The 16,911-nt window shown below is 70.6% G+C and carries 12 protein-coding genes and 3 pseudogenes; 11 read left to right on the top strand and 4 right to left on the bottom strand.

The genetic code is table 11. The annotated features are described in order from the left end of the window. Positions 1-500: 500 nt before the first annotated feature. Entirely contained in the window at positions 501-1,508 is a 1,008-nt protein-coding gene (locus RM812_RS38030) for a sensor histidine kinase (RefSeq protein ID WP_311584757.1), read from the bottom strand. A 142-nt stretch (positions 1,509-1,650) separates the two neighbouring features. On the opposite strand from RM812_RS38030, the pseudogene RM812_RS38025 reads away from it, so the two are divergent. From RM812_RS38025 to RM812_RS38000, 6 genes and pseudogenes are all read left to right on the top strand, one after another. Continuing rightward, positions 1,651-2,301 (top strand): annotated as a pseudogene (locus RM812_RS38025) (acyl-CoA desaturase); the annotation flags it as partial. 57 nt (positions 2,302-2,358) lie between these two features. Continuing rightward, a complete protein-coding gene (locus RM812_RS38020) occupies positions 2,359-3,597 on the top strand; it encodes a sensor histidine kinase (RefSeq protein ID WP_311584754.1) in 1,239 nt (412 codons plus the stop codon). Beyond that, positions 3,594-4,268 (top strand): response regulator transcription factor, encoded by a 675-nt coding sequence (locus RM812_RS38015; RefSeq protein ID WP_311584751.1) that lies wholly within the window; start codon positions 3,594-3,596, stop codon positions 4,266-4,268. The genes RM812_RS38020 and RM812_RS38015 overlap by 4 nt, the downstream gene beginning before the upstream one ends. 133 nt (positions 4,269-4,401) lie before the next feature. Next, positions 4,402-5,247 (top strand): ABC transporter ATP-binding protein, encoded by an 846-nt coding sequence (locus RM812_RS38010; protein ID WP_311584748.1) that lies wholly within the window; start codon positions 4,402-4,404, stop codon positions 5,245-5,247. After that, a complete protein-coding gene (locus RM812_RS38005) occupies positions 5,244-7,787 on the top strand; it encodes an ABC transporter permease (RefSeq protein ID WP_311584745.1) in 2,544 nt (847 codons plus the stop codon). The genes RM812_RS38010 and RM812_RS38005 overlap by 4 nt, the downstream gene beginning before the upstream one ends. A 229-nt stretch (positions 7,788-8,016) precedes the next feature. Continuing rightward, the gene (locus RM812_RS38000) at positions 8,017-8,949 is read left to right on the top strand and encodes a glutaminase (RefSeq protein WP_311584742.1); all 933 of its coding nucleotides are present in this window, start codon (positions 8,017-8,019) and stop codon (positions 8,947-8,949) included. Between the two features lie 262 nt (positions 8,950-9,211). On the opposite strand, the pseudogene RM812_RS37995 reads toward RM812_RS38000, so the two are convergent. The 3 genes and pseudogenes from RM812_RS37995 to RM812_RS37985 all read right to left on the bottom strand — a co-directional run. After that, a pseudogene (locus RM812_RS37995) lies at positions 9,212-9,465 on the bottom strand (Ku protein); the annotation flags it as partial. A gap of 1,205 nt (positions 9,466-10,670) precedes the next feature. Continuing rightward, positions 10,671-11,126 carry a hypothetical protein gene (locus RM812_RS37990; RefSeq protein WP_311584739.1) on the bottom strand — a complete coding sequence of 152 codons (456 nt, stop codon included), beginning with the start codon at positions 11,124-11,126 and terminating at the stop codon, positions 10,671-10,673. Positions 11,127-11,180: 54 nt separating this feature from the next. Further along, entirely contained in the window at positions 11,181-11,729 is a 549-nt protein-coding gene (locus tag RM812_RS37985; RefSeq protein ID WP_311584736.1) for a DUF2231 domain-containing protein, read from the bottom strand. A 121-nt stretch (positions 11,730-11,850) separates the two neighbouring features. Between RM812_RS37985 and RM812_RS37980 the strand changes: the two genes are divergently transcribed. The 5 genes and pseudogenes from RM812_RS37980 to RM812_RS37955 form a co-directional block, all read left to right on the top strand. Further along, positions 11,851-12,600 (top strand): helix-turn-helix transcriptional regulator, encoded by a 750-nt coding sequence (locus tag RM812_RS37980; protein WP_311584733.1) that lies wholly within the window; start codon positions 11,851-11,853, stop codon positions 12,598-12,600. Positions 12,601-12,941: 341 nt separating this feature from the next. Continuing rightward, positions 12,942-13,523 carry a TMEM165/GDT1 family protein gene (locus tag RM812_RS37975; RefSeq protein ID WP_311584731.1) on the top strand — a complete coding sequence of 194 codons (582 nt, stop codon included), beginning with the start codon at positions 12,942-12,944 and terminating at the stop codon, positions 13,521-13,523. 1,037 nt (positions 13,524-14,560) lie between these two features. Continuing rightward, positions 14,561-15,031: a transposase gene (locus RM812_RS37965; protein WP_311584765.1), complete on the top strand. Its 471-nt coding sequence runs from the start codon at positions 14,561-14,563 to the stop codon at positions 15,029-15,031. A 498-nt stretch (positions 15,032-15,529) separates the two neighbouring features. Next, positions 15,530-16,057 (top strand): DoxX family protein, encoded by a 528-nt coding sequence (locus RM812_RS37960; RefSeq protein ID WP_311584761.1) that lies wholly within the window; start codon positions 15,530-15,532, stop codon positions 16,055-16,057. 530 nt (positions 16,058-16,587) lie between these two features. Next, positions 16,588-16,885: pseudogene (locus tag RM812_RS37955) on the top strand (hypothetical protein); the annotation flags it as partial. Between the last annotated feature and the right edge of the window lie 26 nt (positions 16,886-16,911).

Raw genomic sequence — 16,911 nt, 5'->3', positions numbered from 1 at the left:
ACAACCGACGGCATCCGTGACCTCCCCGGGAACGACGACCCGACAGGCCACCACTCCCACGGAACCACCACCCCTATCCCCGACCAGCGGAAACGCGTCGATCACGTCCGGAAAGACAACAGCTTCTCAAGAACGACGTCCCGATCCGCCCGGCCGGGTCCTATCCGGGCCGCCCCCGAAGGAAGTAGCCACCGAGCGGGAGTGGCGACCGCCGGATCGACCACTACGCGCAGTACAACCGCCCGGCGAACCCGCAGCTCCCCATCCATGAGCGGGCCGTCGTCATCGACGTAGTCCTGGAGCCCACGTCCAGACCCAGGTCGGCCCGATCGGCCCAGCCATCGTGTGTGACGAAGCCTCGGGTGAGGAGCGGTGCGCGTGGCTCGATGAGCAGCCGACGGGCGTCCTCGTGCGCTGGCACCGACAATGTCCGGCAGATCCATCGCTGATACCTGTACGGCTTGGGAGGTGTCGGGCGGCCCCGGTTGGTGGCTCGGGGCTCACCCTCCTGATGCCGCGGGCAATTCCACGGTGATGCGGAGCCCGCCGGCAGGGCGTGGGGTAAGCGTGAGGGTTCCGTCGTGTGCCTCGGTGATGGTCTTGACGATGGCCAGGCCCAGCCCGACGCCTGCCTGGTTGGTGTGGATGCGCTCGGTGCCGCGCTGGAAGGGTTCGGTGAGGGTCGCGACCAGCTGGGGGGTGAGCTGCTCGCCGGTGTTCTCCACGGTGAGCACCACGGTCTTGGGGCGGACGCCGGTGTGGACCCGGACGGTGCCCTGTTGCGGCACGTTGTGGACGACCGCGTTGTGGACGAGGTTCGTGGTGAGCTGCAGCAGGAGCGCGGGCGAACCGCTCGTGGGGGCGATGCCGCCGCTGGTCTCGAGGGTGACACCGTGCTTTTCCGCGAGCGGGTGGAGCGTTTCGGCTGCTTCCTCTGCGACGAGTGACAGGTCGACGTGTTCTCGGGTGAAGGACCGCAGGTTGGCGCGGCTGAGCAGGAGCAGTGCCTCGGTGAGGTCAATGGCCCGGGTGTTGATGGTGTGGAGGCGGTCGACGAGTTCGCCGGTGTCGTGGTTCGGATCGGCGCGGGCGACGTCGATGAGTGTCTTCGAGATCGCCAGCGGGGTACGTAGCTCGTGCGAGGCGTTGGCGGCGAATCTCTGCTGTTCCGCGACGTGTGCTTCGAGCTGGGCGAGCATCATGTCGAAGGCGTCGGCGAGTTCGCGGAACTCGTCCTTGCGGCCCGGCAGACGGATCCGGTGGGACAGTGATCCGGCCGCGGCCGTGCGGGTGGCGTGGGTGATTCGGTCCAGGGGGGCGAGCATGCGTCCGGCGAGGATCCATCCTCCCAGGAGGCCGAATACCAGGAGGAACACCATTGCTGCGGCTGCCGTTGGGGCGAAAGCGCGCAGGAAGAGGATGCCCGGATTTACTTGCACCGCCCCCGACTCGTTGGTTTTCAACCACCCCGATCGCAGGAGGAACACTCCCACGGTGACGAGCAGCAAGGCCCCCGTTTTCGTTGTCGCGCCGGCGCTGGTGAAGCGCCGTCGGGCTGGCGGCGGCGCGGGCGTCCCACTCGGCGAGGATGGTGGTGGCCCGGTCCATCGTGGCCCTGCTGATCCCGGCCTCGCGCCAGAAGTTGTCTTTCACAGGGACAAGGATCCCGACGTCGCCGCCGACGTCCTCGTCTTCACCAGCGAGCCGGCCGCCACACGCACGGGTTTCCGCGGCTGGCTCACCCGCCGCCAGGCATGGCTCTTCTTCCCCTGACCCTCCTCGAAAGGATCGCCCTGAAGCTCTACGGCTTCCAGGACCTGCGCCGTCGGACCGGCCGCGAACGACTGGTGGAGGGCGCGCTCCTCATCGCCCACATCGCCGGGTCCGTCACCCTCCTCCTCAGGACCGTGCCGCTCACGCACGGACTCGTCTTCGCAGCGATCCACCAGGCCCCGTTCGGGCTGCGCCTGGGCATGGCCTTCGCACCCAACCACAAGGGCATGGACATGCCCCGACCCTGACGGGGAGAAGTGGGGACACCTGCGCCGCCAGGTCCTCACGTCCCGCAACATCAGGGGCGGCTTCCTCACCGACTGGTTCCTCGGCGGACTCAACTACCAGATCGAGCACCACCTGTTCCCCAGCATGCCCCGCCCGCACCTCAGGCTCGCCCTGCCCATGGTGAAGGCCCGCTGCCGCGACCTCGGCATCCCCTACGCGCAGACCGGCCTCGTCGACTCCTACCGCCGGGCCCCGCGGCACATGCACGAAGTGGGAGAACCGCTGCGTGCCGATATCTGAGGAGCCGACGCCCCCTGCCTGTCCGGACGCCGTCGCGGTGAACATAGGCTGGTGCGCATGACCTCAGCGAAGGAGGAACGCCCGCGTGCGCTGCTCGCGGGCGCCTCACGTCCGTGGGTACGCTTACTGCCGTGGGCCGTGGCGTTCGTGCTGTGCGTCGCCCTGCTGCCCACGACCATCGTGGTCCTCACCGCCGACTACGGCCTGAACGGCAGTGTTGCCGCCGGGCTGGCCGTCGCGCAGGCCGCGCCGCTGCTGCTCGCCGTCGTACGGCCACTGCAGGCCTGGTGCGTGGTCTTCGTCGCGGACGGCGCCGGCGCGCTCGTCCTGCTCACCGTCGACTTCCAGGAGCGGCTGCTGTGGCCGTTCCCGCCCATGGAGATCGTCGGGTACGTCGGCCTCTGCCTCGCCCTGGGCCTGCGCGAGCGGCGCCGGACGCTGCTGCTGGTGTGGCTGGCCACGGCGAGCGCGAACGTGGCCCTGGGGTTCGCCGCGCCCCACGGCTTCGGCGCCATGGGCCTGCTGTTCACCATCCTCGGGGGCGTCGCGCTGCTGCTGGGCGGTGCGCTCCGAGAGCGGTCCGAGGTGCAGCGCAGGCTGGTCGAGCAGGAGACGATCAGCGAGGCCGAGCGGGGCCGGCGCACGCTGCTGGAGGAGCGCGCCCGGATCGCCCGCGAGCTGCACGACGTGGTGGCGCACCACATGTCCGTCATCACGGTGCAGGCGGACACCGCGGAGTACCGCCTCGACAAACTTCCGCCGGACGTGCGGGACGAGTTCACCTCCATCGCGGCGACCGCGCGCGAGTCGCTCGGCGAGATGCGGCGCCTCCTCGGCGTGCTGCGCAACGAGGAGGCGCGCGGCGAGCTGGTGCCCCAGCCGGGCCTGGCGCAGATCGGGCAGCTGGTGGAGGCGACGGCCAGGGCCCGCGGACCGGTGGAGTTCACCCCGTGCGACGTCGACGTGCCCGAGGCGGTGGGCCTGTCCGCCTACCGGATCGTCCAGGAGGCCCTCGCGAACGTCGTGCGGCACGCGCCGGGCGCACACACGCAGGTGTCGCTGTCGGTGTCGGAGCGCGACCCGCAGGACGGCGCGCAGCTCACCGTCCTGGTCGTCAACGGCCCGCCGCCAGAGCCGCCCGCCGGGCCGCTCGAGGTGAGCGGCACCGGGCACGGTCTCGTCGGCATGCGCGAGCGGGTACGGATCATCGGCGGCACCCTCGACGCGGGGCCGCTGCCGGACGGCGGCTTCCGGGTCGCCGCCCTACTTCCCCTGACCGAAAAGGACTTCACATGACGACGCGCGTCATCATCGTCGACGACCAGGCCATGGTGCGGGCCGGTTTCGCCGCGCTGCTGGCCGCCCAGAGCGACATCGACGTGGTGGGCGAGGCTCCCGACGGCGCGCAGGGCGTCGAGCTGAGCCGGCGCACCCGTCCCGACGTCGTGCTGATGGACGTCCGGATGCCCGAGATGGACGGCCTGGAGGCCGCTCGCCGCCTCCTGGAGCCGCCGCCGGGTGTGACACACCGGCCGCGCGTCCTGATGCTCACCACGTTCGACGTCGACGACTACGTCTACGAGGCGCTTCGGGCGGGCGCGAGCGGGTTCCTGCTCAAGGACGCGCCGCCGGCCGACCTCATCGCGGCGGTACGCGTCGTGGCCTCGGGTGACGCGCTGCTCGCCCCCTCCGTGACGCGCCGCCTCATCGCGGACTTCGCCAAGCAGCGTCCCGCCGCCCGGGGCAAGCCCGCGCTGCGCCTCAAGGGCCTGACGGAACGCGAGACCGAGGTCCTCACCCTGGTGGCCCGCGGCCGGTCGAACGGGGAGATCGCGCAGACGCTGGTGCTGGCCGAGCAGACGGTGAAGACGCACGTCAGCCGCGTCCTCACCAAGCTCGACCTGCGCGACCGCGCCCAGGCGGTGGTCTTCGCCTACGAGTCGGGGCTGGTGGCCCCGGGCGAGTAGGACGGCCGCCGCCCCTCCACCACCCCCTACCGCGGTAGCACCTCCACATTGGCTCCCGGGTATGACGCCCGGCACACAGCCGTCCCCGCACTCTTCACCCGTCACAGAAGTGCACGTATCAGGGAGACGGGACATGAGGCTACGCAGCGGCAAGCGACAGAAGGCGGACAACCGGGCGGAGGTGGACAACCGGCCCGACGTCCCGGCCGCCACGCCCGGTCTCGCCGTCGAACTGCGCGACGTCCGGCGGCAGTACGGCCGAGGGGCGGGCACGGTGCACGCCCTCGCGGGCATCGACCTGGCCCTGCCACGCGGAACGTTCACCGCGGTCATGGGCCCGTCCGGGTCCGGCAAGTCCACCTTCCTGCAGTGCGCCGCCGGGCTCGACCGGCCGTCGGCGGGATCCGTGCGCCTCGGCGGCACGGAGATCACCGGCATGAGCGAGAACGAGCTCACCGAGCTCCGCCGCAGCCGCCTCGGCTTCGTCTTCCAGGCGTTCAACCTGCTGCCGTCGCTGACCGTGGAGCAGAACGTGCTGCTGCCCATGCGCCTGGCCGGGCAGCGCCAGGACCGGCGCCAGGCTCAGGCGGTGCTCGCCCAGGTCGGGCTCGCCGACAAGGCGCGGCGTCGGCCCGGAGAGCTCTCCGGCGGCCAGCAGCAGCGCGTGGCCGTCGCCCGTGCCCTGGTCACCAGCCCCGACGTGATCTTCGCGGACGAACCCACCGGCGCCCTCGACACCGGCACCGCCGCCGAGGTCCTCGGCCTGCTGCGCGACGCCGTGGACGGGCTCGGCGCCACCGTCGTCATGGTCACCCACGACCCGGCCGCGGCCGCCTGGGCCGACCGTGTGCTGTTCCTCGCCGACGGGTCCTTCGCCGACCGCCTCGAGCGCGGCACGGCGGAGCAGATCGCGGCAAGGATGGCCCTGCTCACCTCGCGGACCTCCCGCGCCGGTGCAATGGCAGGGGTGGCGGCATGAGGCGCCCCAACGGACTCGCCCGTGAGGCCGTCCGCTTCAAACCCGCGTCCTTCGCGGGGACCTTCCTCGCGCTGCTGATGTCCGCTCTGATCGTCTCGGCCTGCGGAATCCTGCTCGAGACCAGCCTGCGCGCCTCCGTGCCGCCGGACCGGTACGCGAACGCGCCGGTCGTCGCGGCGGCGGACCAGTACGAGTACGTCGTCACCGGCAGCGGCGAGGACCGCGAGAAGGAGGCGACGCCGCTGCCGGACACGGCACGGATGGATGCCGGGCTGGCGGCGAAGGCCGCCGAGGTGCCGGGTGCGGCCACCGCCGTCGCGGACTTCACCTTCCCGGTGCGCGCGAGGAGCGACGGTGCGGACTCCGGCGCCCGCGAACTGCCCGTTCCGGGCGGTGTGCTCACCGCGCACGGATGGGGCTCGCACACCTTCACCGGCACCTCGTTGACCACCGGCTCCGCGCCCCGCGAGGGCGAAGTCGTGCTCGACGTGGGTACGGCCCGCGCCGCACGGGCCGCCGTCGGCGACACCGTCGTGCTGGAGACCGCCGCCGGGCAGCAGGACTTCCGCGTCGCGGGCGTCGCCGAGACAGGCCCCGCGGACACCGCCCGGGACTCCGGCGACGCGGACGCCCTGACCTGGTTCGCCGACGCCCAGGCCCCCACGCTCGCCGGGCACCCCGGCAAGGCCGACGCCGTCGTCGTGCTGGCGGAGCACGGCACCGACACCGACGCCCTCGCCGCAGCCGTGAAGCAGGCCCTGGCCGGCTCCGGTGCCCAGGTCCACACCGGCGACGACCGTGGCGCCGTCGAGGACCCGGGCCTCGGGTACGCCAAGGTGACACTCTTCGGAATCGGCGGCTCCTTCGGCGGCATCGCCGCCATCGTCGCGGTCTTCACCGCCGCCGGGACCGTCGCCCTCTCGGTCGGGCAGCGCTCCCGCGAATTCGCCCTGCTGCGCGCCGTCGGCGCCACCCCGCGGCAGGTCCGCCGCGCGGTCGCCTCCGAAGCACTGCTCGTCGCGCCGCTCGCCGGGATCATCGGCTGCCTGCCCGGCGTCGGGCTCGCACACTGGTGGTTCGGGCAGCTCCAGGACCGTGGTGCCATCCCGCGCGCCGTGGATCTGCACGTCTCCGGGCTCCCGCTGCTCGCCGCCGTCGTCATGGGGTTGCTCACCGCGCTCGGCGCAGGCTGGATCGCCGGGCGCCGACCCGCGAAGATCAAGCCGGGACAGGCGCTGTCGGAGGCGTCGGTGGAGCGGCTGCGGCCCGGCCTCGCCCGTACCGTCCTCGGCGTCGGCGCCCTCGTCGGTGGCGCGATCCTCACCGGCGTGTCCGCCCGCTCCGCCGGAGACGACGCGGCCGGCGCCGCCCTCGGCGTCGTCATGCTCTTCATGCTCGCCGTAGGGCTGCTCGGCCCGCTGGTGGCACGGCTGTGCGCGGGCCTGTTCGGCCTCCCGCTGCGCGGCGCGGGCCCGGCGGCCGAGCTCGCGGCCGCCAACTCCCGTGCCAACGCCCGCCGCCTCGCCTCCGCGATCACTCCGATCGTGCTCGCCGTGGCCTTCTCCTCAACCCTCGTGTTCATGCACACGAGCGAGACGCACGCCGCCGACAGGCAACTGCGCGCGGGCATCACCGCGGACCACGTGGTGACGGACCCGGCCGGGCTCCCGGTGGACGCGGTGACACACGCCTCCCGCGCGCCGGGGGTGGAGGCGGCCGTCGGGCTGCTGAACACGCAGGTGCTGGTGCCGACCGGCTCCGGCGAGTTCAAGTCGCTCCAGGGCGCGGTCACCCAGGGCGTCACCGGCTCCGGCGCCGCTCTGGCGAAGGTGCAGGACCTGGACGTACGCGAGGGCAGCCTCGACCGGCTCGGCAAGGGCCGTATCGCCATCGACAGGACCCTGGCGACGTCGGCGGACGCCGGCGTCGGCGACCGGCTCCCGCTCTACCTTCCCGACGGGACGAAGGTCAGTCCCGAGATCGTCGCGGTTTACGGCCGCGGCCTCGGCCTGGCCACGGTGACCATGGACCGGGCGTCCCTGGCCGGGCACGTCACCTCGGGCTTCGACAGCACCCTGCTGGTACGCGGCGGCTCGGAGAAGTCACTCACCGCCCTGGGCGAGGTCACCGACGCCTCCGGCTACGCCACCCAGCAGAACCTCGACGCGAAGACGGGCGCCTGGATGAACAACACCATGGCAGCGGTCCTCGGCGGATTCGCAGCCGTCGCCGCGGTCAACACCCTGGTGATGACGGTCCTGGACCGCCGCCGAGAGCTGGGCACGCTGCGCCTCGTCGGCTCCACCCGGCGTCAGGTGATGACGATGCTGCGCTGGGAGGGCCTGCTGGTCTCCGTGGTGGGCGTGGTCCTCGGCTCCGCGATCGCCGCGGCCACGCTGATCCCCATGATGAACGGCGTGACCGGTGAGGCGCCGTACGTGCCCCCGCTGGTGTACGGATCCTTCGCGGTCGCCGCCGGCGGCCTGGCACTGCTCGCGGTCACGCTGCCGGCCCGTGCTGTGCTGCGCCGCTGGTCGTAGCGGAGGCGTACGGGGCCGGAGCCGGCGCGATGCCGGCTCCCGCCCCTTTCGCGTTGAGCATGGGCTGGACGAAGCCTGCAGCGGGCCGCTTCCAGGCGTTCGGCGCAGTCCACTGCGAAGATCCGCGGTAGCGGCCTGTCGGGCTTCCGGGAGGAGACCGGAGGTCGCCGGCGGTTCACGCCATCGCCGACGAGGGCCTCACCGCAGCCCCACGGGCCTTGTGAGCACAATGGGCGCCGTGACATCGACGATGGACTATCAGCAGGTTCTGGAACATATTGCCGAGGAGATCGCGAGGACGCCCGGCCGGGGGCGGTCCGCCGACTACATCCCGGCGCTCGCCGCCCGCGACCCGCGCGCCTTCGGCATGGCCGTAGCCGAGCTGGACGGCACCGTCCACGGGGTGGGCGAGTGGCGCGAGCCGTTCTCCACGCAGTCCGTCACCAAAGTCTTCACCCTGGCCCTGGACCTGGCCCATGAGGGCGACGAACTGTGGGAGCACGTGGGCCGCGAACCTTCCGGCAACCCGTTCAACTCCCTGATACAGCTCGAGTACGAGAACGGCATCCCGCGCAACCCGTTCATCAACGCCGGCGCCCTGGTCGTCACCGACCGCCTCCACACCCGCACCGGTGACGCGGCGGGCGAGCTCCTGCGGCTGCTGCGTGCCGAGAGCGGGAACCCGGACCTCGATTTCGACCTGGAGGTCGCCGCCTCGGAGGCCGCGCACGGCGACCGCAACGCCGCCCTTGGCCACTTCATGGCCTCCTACGGCAACATCGACAACCCTGTTCCGCTCCTGCTCGACCAGTACTTCCGCCAGTGCTCGGTCACAGCCTCCTGCGCCGACCTCGCGCTGGCGGCCACCCTCCTGGCCCGGCACGGCATACGCGCAGACGGCACTCGACTGCTGACCCGCAGCCAGGCCAAGCAGGTCAACGCCGTCATGCTGACCTGTGGAACCTACGATGCCGCCGGCGACTTCGCCTACCGCGTCGGCCTGCCCGGCAAGAGCGGGGTGGGCGGCGGCATCATCGCCGTCGTGCCCGGTCGCTGCGCACTGTGCGTGTGGAGCCCCGGTCTGGACGAACGGGGCAACTCCGTCGCCGGAGTGGCGGCGCTGGACCTCTTCACCACGCTCACGGGGCTGTCGGTGTTCTGATCCCGCCGGGCCGGGCGCCTCCGAGGCTCCGGCTTGCCGACGGTCACGTATGAGCGTGATGGACACCGCCCTGAGTCAGTGAGCGTTGCCAGAGTGGCCACCGGTCGGGTGACGGGCTGGCCTTCCGCACCGCACGAGGCTTCTGTGCCGTTGAGAGAGGTGTTCGATGTCTCAACTCATCAGCGCAGAAGCCTCGTTGGTTCCCCATGCTGCCGCACTCGATCTGCCTCACTCGTCACCCGTGAGGGTGACCGCCGCTCCAAAGGGGCAGGTCCCGCAGCTCCTGGTCGGTGACCGGTACGACCTGTTCCTGGGTGAGGTGGTAGCCCTTGCCGATCTCGTCGCTGCGGACCTTGCGGTCCTCCACTCGCAGAACTTGCGTGTCCGTACCCGGGCCATGTCCTCGAGGTGGACCTGATGGAACCGGATGCTGTGGCCCTCGGTCGCGCTGACCACGTGGACCGGCACGGTGACCAGGCCGAAACTGACGGCGCCGGACCAGATGGTTCGGGGCATGGCAGACCTCCAGGACAGCCCCGAGCAACGCCAGCTGTTGGGTCTCAAAATTCGCGGCACAGTCTCAGCCGCAATGGCACCGCTTTGGCACTTGTGCCATCCATCCGAGATTCGCACGGCGAGTGCCTCGCCTGTTGGGGGACTCTGCACGAGATTGGCACCGTCGTGGATGCCGCGCTGGCGCCGTGGTCATCAGGGCGGCGGCCAAGGTCTCGATGGGCGGGCGTCCCGGCCCTGTTCGGCGGGGCAGGGTGTAGGCGGCGGCTGCATGAGGGCATCGTGCCAGCGGGGCGGCCCGGGTGCGGGCATTGATGCGGACCGTGTCCTTGGGGCCGGGGCGGTATTGAGCCGTTGACGCGTGCACTGGCCTGGACGCCCCACGTCGGGCTCGTGCAGTCCGCGGTCCCGATTCCGTTGCCCGGCGTCAGGGCCGTGTCAACGGCTCGCTCGCCGGACAGTTTCTCCAGCTTCCGGGCGGTGGCCTGGGTGGGAGCGGCGATGATGCGTAGACGGTGGGCGAGACGGCGATGCCGGTCCGGGCGCGCGGGTACGGCGGCCTGGTGGTCGGGGAGGGCCGGGGGGCAGTACGGGATCGACGTCCCGGTTCATGGTGGGGCTCCTCCGAGCGGGGAGAAACGGGGGGCGCGGACACCGTGTGGTGTCGTCCGGGGGCTTCGGGGTCGGCGGTCCTGCTGAGGCTCTCTGCTTGAGAGCGTCCGTGTGGGGCTTCGGCCCGGCCCGGAGTGGGCGTGTTCGGCGTAGCGGGGATCGGGGCAGGCGCTGTCATGGGTGCCTGGCGGCTGGTCATCGGTACTGCTTCCGGGGTGGGTTCGACATGGCGGGCGGGCACTCCTACCTGTGGGCCAACGGGCTGGCGACGGTGGCACGTTGCGGCGCCGACGGCGCCCGGCCGAGCTGTCGGCGTGCCCGGAGCGGCGGCTGCGCGGGCGTGCGGTGAGGTGGGAGGGCCCCGGCGGGCTTGGGGCGAGTGCAAGCAGGGCTACCGGCGGCGTCAGGATCGAAACTCAGCAAGCCGCCCTGATCACACAATCACGGGCACTCCACGAAGCCGGGCCGGCACCGGCCGGAGCGCAGGCTCGGTACTGGCCGACCGCTTCTTCGGCGGCGGCGAGGTCGATGCCGCCGTGTCTTCCTCGCCGTGCAGGTCTATTCGGGCGGTGTCGTGGCGCGGGTCCTCGGTTGTCTCAGTTGCCTCCGATGCCGAGGGCGGTGAGCAGGACCAGGACGAGGGTGATGACGGCGAAGAGGCCGTGAGCGAGGACGACTGGCACCGGGAAGCTGCGTTCGGCCGGGACGGTCCCGTCGGCTCCCTGAGTCGATGCCGTGGTGGGTGCTCCGGCCATGGTGCGGTCTCGGTAGACCGGGATCCATCGGGCCAGCATCACGAATCCCAGCAGGGCGACCGGCAGTAGCAGGCCGAAGGAGGTCCAGGCCAGGGCGCTCTTGTCGGCGACGACGTAGATGATCCACACCACCAGTCCGACTGCGGCCAGGGCGAAGTGCCCGAAGACCACCGGTGCGGGCAGGCGGCTGGTGCCGGACTGCTGCTGGCGGAGTCCGCCGCGTTGGATCCAGGTTCCGAGCATGTAGAAGCCGCCGAGGGCGGTGATCACCCAGGTGATCAGTGCGGCGATGTCCATCAGGAACTCTCCAGTGAAGTGATGAAGGCAGCCCGCGGTGCGGGTCGTGCGGTTTCAGGCATCAGGGCGGGCGTTTCGGGTGTTGCCGCCGGGTGTGTATCCCTCGGCCTGGGTGTTCTCGTCGGCGACGCGGACGCCGTACCGGTAGGCGAGCTTGCCGCCCAGGAATCCCGAGACGCCCAGGACCGCGACGCTGGCCGCGGCGAGGGCGAGTTGTCCCGGGCCGACGCTTTCGCCGTCGGTGTAGGTGCCGTGGCGCCACAGGAAGTTGACGGCATAGGCGGCGGTCACCAGCAGGTTCAGCGTCATGTGCACCAGGGCGGTGCGAAAGGCCCGGGTGCCGGCGGGGATCGCGCACAGGTCGAGGAAGCCGACCAACGCTGCCAGCACGGCACCGATCCCCCCGACCGCGATCAGCCACTGCGAGGACTGGGTCAAAAAGCCCGGGCGGTCGACGACGTGGGAGGCGATGTCGAACACCAGGCTGGTCACCCAGGCGCCGATCGGCACCGTGACCAGGATCGGGTGGAACGGGTGGCCGTACGGGCCGGCGAGCGAGGCACTGACCGGACGCTTCGCCTGAAGGTGTGGCTCATCAGCCATCGCAACCTCCCTTAATTTCACCAATAGATCTTTGCCTTATTCATGTTGGCCGTCAAGATGTGCAGGACCCAATAGACGAATGAACACTTGTGCCCACACTGATGGGGGATATCGTGGTCTTGTGGCTTCCGATCAGACACCGCAGGCCGACACGGTCGGCAGCGCCATCGACTCCGTCAGCGTCCTGAGCGAGTACTCACGACGGCGCATGTTCGGCTTCATCCGCCGCGCGGGCCGCGCCGTCACCCGCGACGAGGCCGCCGCCAGCGTCGGCATATCCCGCAAGCTCGCCGCCTTCCACCTCGACAAGCTCGTCGACGCCGGCCTGCTGCGCACCCGGGTCGAGACACCCGGCACCATCCGCAAGGTCGGCAGGCGGCCGAAGGTGTACGAGCCCACCGACGCCCAGATCACCGTCAACATCCCCGACCGGCGCCACGAACTCCTCGCGGACCTTCTCCTGGACGCCGTCCTGACCGAGGAGGCCGGCGAGAGCGCCGCGCAGGCGGCCATCCGCACCGCCGAGCAGCGCGGCCGGCAGATCGGCGAGGCCGCGCGGGACGAGACCCGCCCAGGCCGCCTCGGTCCCGAGCGCGGGGTGACCGCCTGCGAACAGCTGCTGGACCAGTGCGGCTACGAGCCCGTGCGGGAAGCCCCCGCCCGGCTCCGCCTGCGCAACTGCCCCTTCCACCCGCTGGCCGCGAAGGCCCCCGACCTGGTGTGCGGCATGAACCAGGCCTTCCTCAGCGGCTTCCTCAACGGCCTTCAGGTGAGCGGAGTCCAAGCCGTCCTCGCCCCCGCGACCGGGGAATGCTGCGTGCGGCTGAGCCCGAACGACATCGACCCTGACGACCTCGCCCAGACTCACTGACCCGTCGCCAGCCGCCGCCCCCGCACTTACCTCAAGCCGCTCCATAGGCGGCAGGCAGACAGGGGCCCCGAGTAGCCGACACCGGGGTTCTGCCCCGCCTGTTACGCTGAGTGCCAGCGAAGGGGAGTAGTCCCGAAAACCGCTGGTCGACATACTGGGCGTCCTGGACGTCCCGGCCACCGGGTCACCGCACAGTGTGCGGGGCGGACGAGACCTTCGGCCAAGGCATGATCAGGCCCGCATCTGCGGGCCGCTCCGTCGTGCCGGGCCGAGTGGTTCCTCCCGTCGCCCTGCTGGGTGCCGCCCGAACCGACGGCCCGGCCCCAGCAGAAAGCAAGGGAATGACTCTCGACCCCCTGGCGATCATCACCGCCTTCGGGCTGATCTTCCTCGCGGAACTCCCCGACAAGACCATGTTCGCCTCGCTGGCCATGGGCACCCGGATGCGTCCGCTGTATGTATGGTTCGGCACCTCCACCGCCTTCATCGTCCACGTCGCCATCGCCGTCGGCGCCGGCAGCCTGCTCAGCCTGCTTCCGACCATGGCCGTCAAACTCGTCTCCGCCGCCCTCTTCGCCTTCGGGGCCTTCGTCCTGCTGCGCGGCGGAGACGACGATGACGAAGACGGGGCCGCCAAGACCGTCAGCGGCTTCTGGCCCGTCTACACCACCGCCTTCATGGCCGTCTTCATCAGCGAATGGGGCGACCTCACCCAGATCACCACCGCCAACCTGGCCGCCACCAACGGCTGGCTGCCCACCGCAATCGGCTCCGCCCTCGCGCTGATGTCCGTCTCCGCTCTCGCCCTGCTGGTCGGCCGCTTCATCGCCCAGCGAGTCCCTCTCAAGACCGTCCAGCGCATCGGCGCCCTGTGCATGGCCGGACTCGCCATCTGGACCCTCATCGAAGCCTTCACCGTCTGATATCCGTCCGAAGAGGGCTGGCACCGATCCAAGCTGAAGGACCTGGGCGGCGGCCGCGCACAGGCCGCGGTTGCCGCGCTGGAGCTCACGGTGTACGACTGCCGCCGTTCGCTTTCAACGCCTCCCCCGAAGCTGCGCGCCGCCCAGATCTGTGATTTTGCCGCCCTACGCTGGCTCCACTCCGGCGAGTCCGCAATTCGTTGATCAGTCGGTCGAGGAGGGGACTCGGCGACGACGGAGTTGGGGAAGAGGTGATACCCCGAGTCATCAGGCCATCATGAACAGCCTGGGCTACCGGCCCAACAAGAGGCCGAAGGGCCCTGTCGGCTCACCCAAGCCCCGACCAGCTGACATCCGCGGCATCCCCAGGGGCAGGGCTTCGGCGTAGTTGATGTCGTCCGTTTTGATCATGTGAGGCCGAGAGGGGCAAGGGTCCGGGTTCGGTCTCGGGCGGCCCGTCGGAGGCCGGAGGCGATGTTGCGGGCGCCGGTCAGGCGGAGAGCTCCGATCACGAGGTTTCTGCAGGTGACCATCGCTCTGGGGGTGTTTCCGGTCCGAAGCTGGGAGGCGTCCTCGGCGAAGGCGACGTCCCTGACATGGCGCAGGGACGGCAGTGCCGAGCCGTTCGAGCAGGGCCGGTGGTGCGTCGGCCAGCCATTCACTCACCGCGAGCAGGGATCGCGCTCCGGCGAGGACCGCGCAGGCCGTCCGTGCCGGGAGCGTCACGAGAGGGGGCCGTACTCCCCGCGCATCCCGCGGGGCCGGGACCTGCGCGAGGCGTTTCAGCAGATCCGGAAGGTCGCTCCCGGACACTTCCGGATGCGGTCTGAGCTTGACTCTGTCGGGGATCTTGGAGTTCCCGGTGCGGCAGCATGATCAACGGGCAGGCTCGCGTAGTTCCGCCGACCGATGCAGCCGTCGAGGTGCCCGTTGTCCCTTCGCCCCCGTTCCGGTGAGCAGGTCCCGCCTGACTGCGCAGGTCGCGCGGGCGAGCAACCCGGGTGGCACGACGGCGATATGGGCACGTGACCGCCTCGATGGGCTGTGGTGCGACGAGGATTTCGCCGACTGGTACCCGCGGGACGGGTGCCCCGGTCTCTCGCCTGCTCAAACTGGCCACCGTCTGTGTGCTGCAGTTCCTGCTCGGTCTGTCGGACCGACAGGCCGCCGAGACGGTCCGCTGCCGCATCGACGTCAAGTACGCGATGGCCATGGAGCTGGATGATCCCGGTCTCCATCACAGCGTGCTGGCCGACTTCCGTGACCGTCTCGCCGAAGACGACGGTGCCGACCGCCTCCTCGACCTGGCGCTGGCCCGCCTCAAGGAGGCCGGACTGGTACGCGAGCGCACCACGTGTCGGCGTACGGACTTTTCTCACGTGTACGCCGACACACTGCGGACACATGCCGGTCGAGGACCCCGGTCTCGGCCAGCTGACCCAGGCGCTTCGCCGGTCCGCCGCCCAGCTGACCGGATGAGTGCCTGCGCAATGTCAGGACACTGGTGACCGCCTTCGCCCCGCGCTATTCCAGGCCCGCATGACCCCTTCTGGGCGCCGGCCGCGCGGGCACCAGCCGCGCCGGGGCGGCCCTGACCTGTCAGTGTGAGGTCGACCAGGCGGTGGACGGCGGCCTCGTAGGGAGGGGGTCTGCTTCCGGGAGCGCGTGCAGGCAGTAGGCCGTCTCCTCTTCCGGCGCGCATGTCCTTACCCAGCCTTCGCCTGCTTTCTGGACCAGGTCCGAACTGCTGGGGGAGCGTAGGCCCGGGAGGACATCAACGACGCGTCCCCCTACGCCGCCGCCCCTCCATTTTCGTCGGTTCCCAGGCCCCAGGTGCACGCTCACCGCCGCTGCGGAAGTGTAGGAGACAGGGCGGCAGACGTTCTGCGAAACCGTGCGGGGCACGCCTCGGACCGGTGACTCGGTGTCTTACGGAACTTGGGTCCTGCCCGTTATGGCTTCCCTTTTGGAGCAGTCACATGGATGTGAAACACGTTTTGTACCGGATGTCGGCCCCGGCAGGACCGACAGCGCACCCCACCGCCGCGTGGACGTCGGCTTCCGACTGGGGACTTCTGCTCATAAGGATGACTTTCGGATTGATCATGGCCGGGCACGGTGCCCAGAAGTTGTTCGGTCTCTTCGGCGGTGACGGGCTGGCGGCGACCGGCAAGGGGTTCGATGCCCTGGGCTACCACCCAGGAGAGGTCTTCGCGGTGATCGGCGGCCTGTCGGAACTTCTCGGCGGCCTCGGTCTGGCCCTGGGTTTCCTCACCCCGCTCGCCGCTGCCGCATTGATCGGAGTGATGATCAACGCCATGGCGACTGTCGGTGGGGCCCACGGTCTGTGGCTGGCGGACGGCGGTGTCGAGTACAACATCTGCATCGCCGTCGTCGCCCTGGCGATCGCGGCGATGGGTCCGGGCCGGCTCGCCGTCGACCGGTTCTTCCGCTGGGGCAGCGGTGGCTGGGCCCCGGCCGTCTTCGCCCTCGGCCTCGGCGGCGTCGGTGCTGCCATCACACTGAACCTCTGACGCCGTTTCCAGTAACCGCCGGCACGCGATGTTGCATGGCCTGTCAACCGACGGAGTGCAGCCCTGCCAGCGTGAGGTCGATTCAGGCGGTGGACTGCGGCCTGGGAGGGAGGGTGCCGACTGCGGTCAGGGCGTGCAAGTAGTAGGCCGCCTACTGAATCTGGATGGCGGGGCGAGGCCGGAGTTGGCTGCCACCGGCGACGCCTCGTACTCCGACATGGTGGTTGGTCGGGCGATGCTCGACCGCAACGTCTCGCTCAGGTTCAGGATCTCGCGGGCCAGCGGTTCTGGCGGGCGGAGATGCCTGCGGCGTGCACGGGGGTACAGGCTCCTGCTCGGTTGCCATACCTGCTCTTGCTCCTCACCTCGGTGAGGCAGCCGATCGCCGTGGCGCGGTCCGCCCGGCCACCCGGTAACGGGGCATCGGCCGCACTGGTGCGTGCCCCCGGTCCTCGCTCCCAGCGCGCGGTCCTCCCGTCTCGGCGGACAGCGCGCCGGAGCTGGCAGATGGCCACGTCCCATCGGCGTGGGCGTCGGCGGTTGCGGACTCCAAGCAGACCCCTGCTGTGCACCCATCTGTCGGCGGTTCTGCCGGTCGGGCTGGTCGCGAATGCGGCGTTCGGCTGGTCGTGGGCGGATCCGATCGCGGCTCTGGTGGTAGCCGGGATCGCCGTCAAGGAGGGCCGGGAGGCCTGGCGCGGGGACGGCTGCTGTGCGTCGGCCGGTCTTAGAAGCTGTTCTCTTTTCGATCTTGAGAGATGTGCGTCGAACGGGAGTCCCGATCGGGTGATCGCGGGGCGCTGGACGCATACGAACAGGGCCTCCTGAACAGCTCGTTGGTGTCGAATCACCGA

It is taken from the genome of Streptomyces lancefieldiae (genome assembly GCF_031845825.1).
Classification (GTDB): domain Bacteria; phylum Actinomycetota; class Actinomycetes; order Streptomycetales; family Streptomycetaceae; genus Streptomyces; species Streptomyces lancefieldiae.
The sequence above is the reverse complement of the archived record's forward strand: the minus strand, read 5'-3'. Positions and strand labels throughout refer to the sequence as shown.

Bases quoted from the DNA above. Each gene is read 5' to 3' on its own strand.
- RM812_RS37975 (WP_311584731.1), top strand. From the start codon at position 12,942: ATGACTCTCGACCCCCTGGCGATCATCACCGCCTTCGGGCTGATCTTC.
- RM812_RS38005 (WP_311584745.1), top strand. From the start codon at position 5,244: ATGAGGCGCCCCAACGGACTCGCCCGTGAGGCCGTCCGCTTCAAACCC.
- RM812_RS38000 (WP_311584742.1), top strand. From the start codon at position 8,017: ATGGGCGCCGTGACATCGACGATGGACTATCAGCAGGTTCTGGAACAT.
- RM812_RS37965 (WP_311584765.1), top strand. From the start codon at position 14,561: ATGGGCTGTGGTGCGACGAGGATTTCGCCGACTGGTACCCGCGGGACG.
- RM812_RS37990 (WP_311584739.1), bottom strand. From the start codon at position 11,126: ATGGACATCGCCGCACTGATCACCTGGGTGATCACCGCCCTCGGCGGC.
- RM812_RS38020 (WP_311584754.1), top strand. From the start codon at position 2,359: ATGACCTCAGCGAAGGAGGAACGCCCGCGTGCGCTGCTCGCGGGCGCC.
- RM812_RS38010 (WP_311584748.1), top strand. From the start codon at position 4,402: ATGAGGCTACGCAGCGGCAAGCGACAGAAGGCGGACAACCGGGCGGAG.
- RM812_RS37985 (WP_311584736.1), bottom strand. From the start codon at position 11,729: ATGGCTGATGAGCCACACCTTCAGGCGAAGCGTCCGGTCAGTGCCTCG.
- RM812_RS37960 (WP_311584761.1), top strand. From the start codon at position 15,530: ATGTCGGCCCCGGCAGGACCGACAGCGCACCCCACCGCCGCGTGGACG.
- RM812_RS38015 (WP_311584751.1), top strand. From the start codon at position 3,594: ATGACGACGCGCGTCATCATCGTCGACGACCAGGCCATGGTGCGGGCC.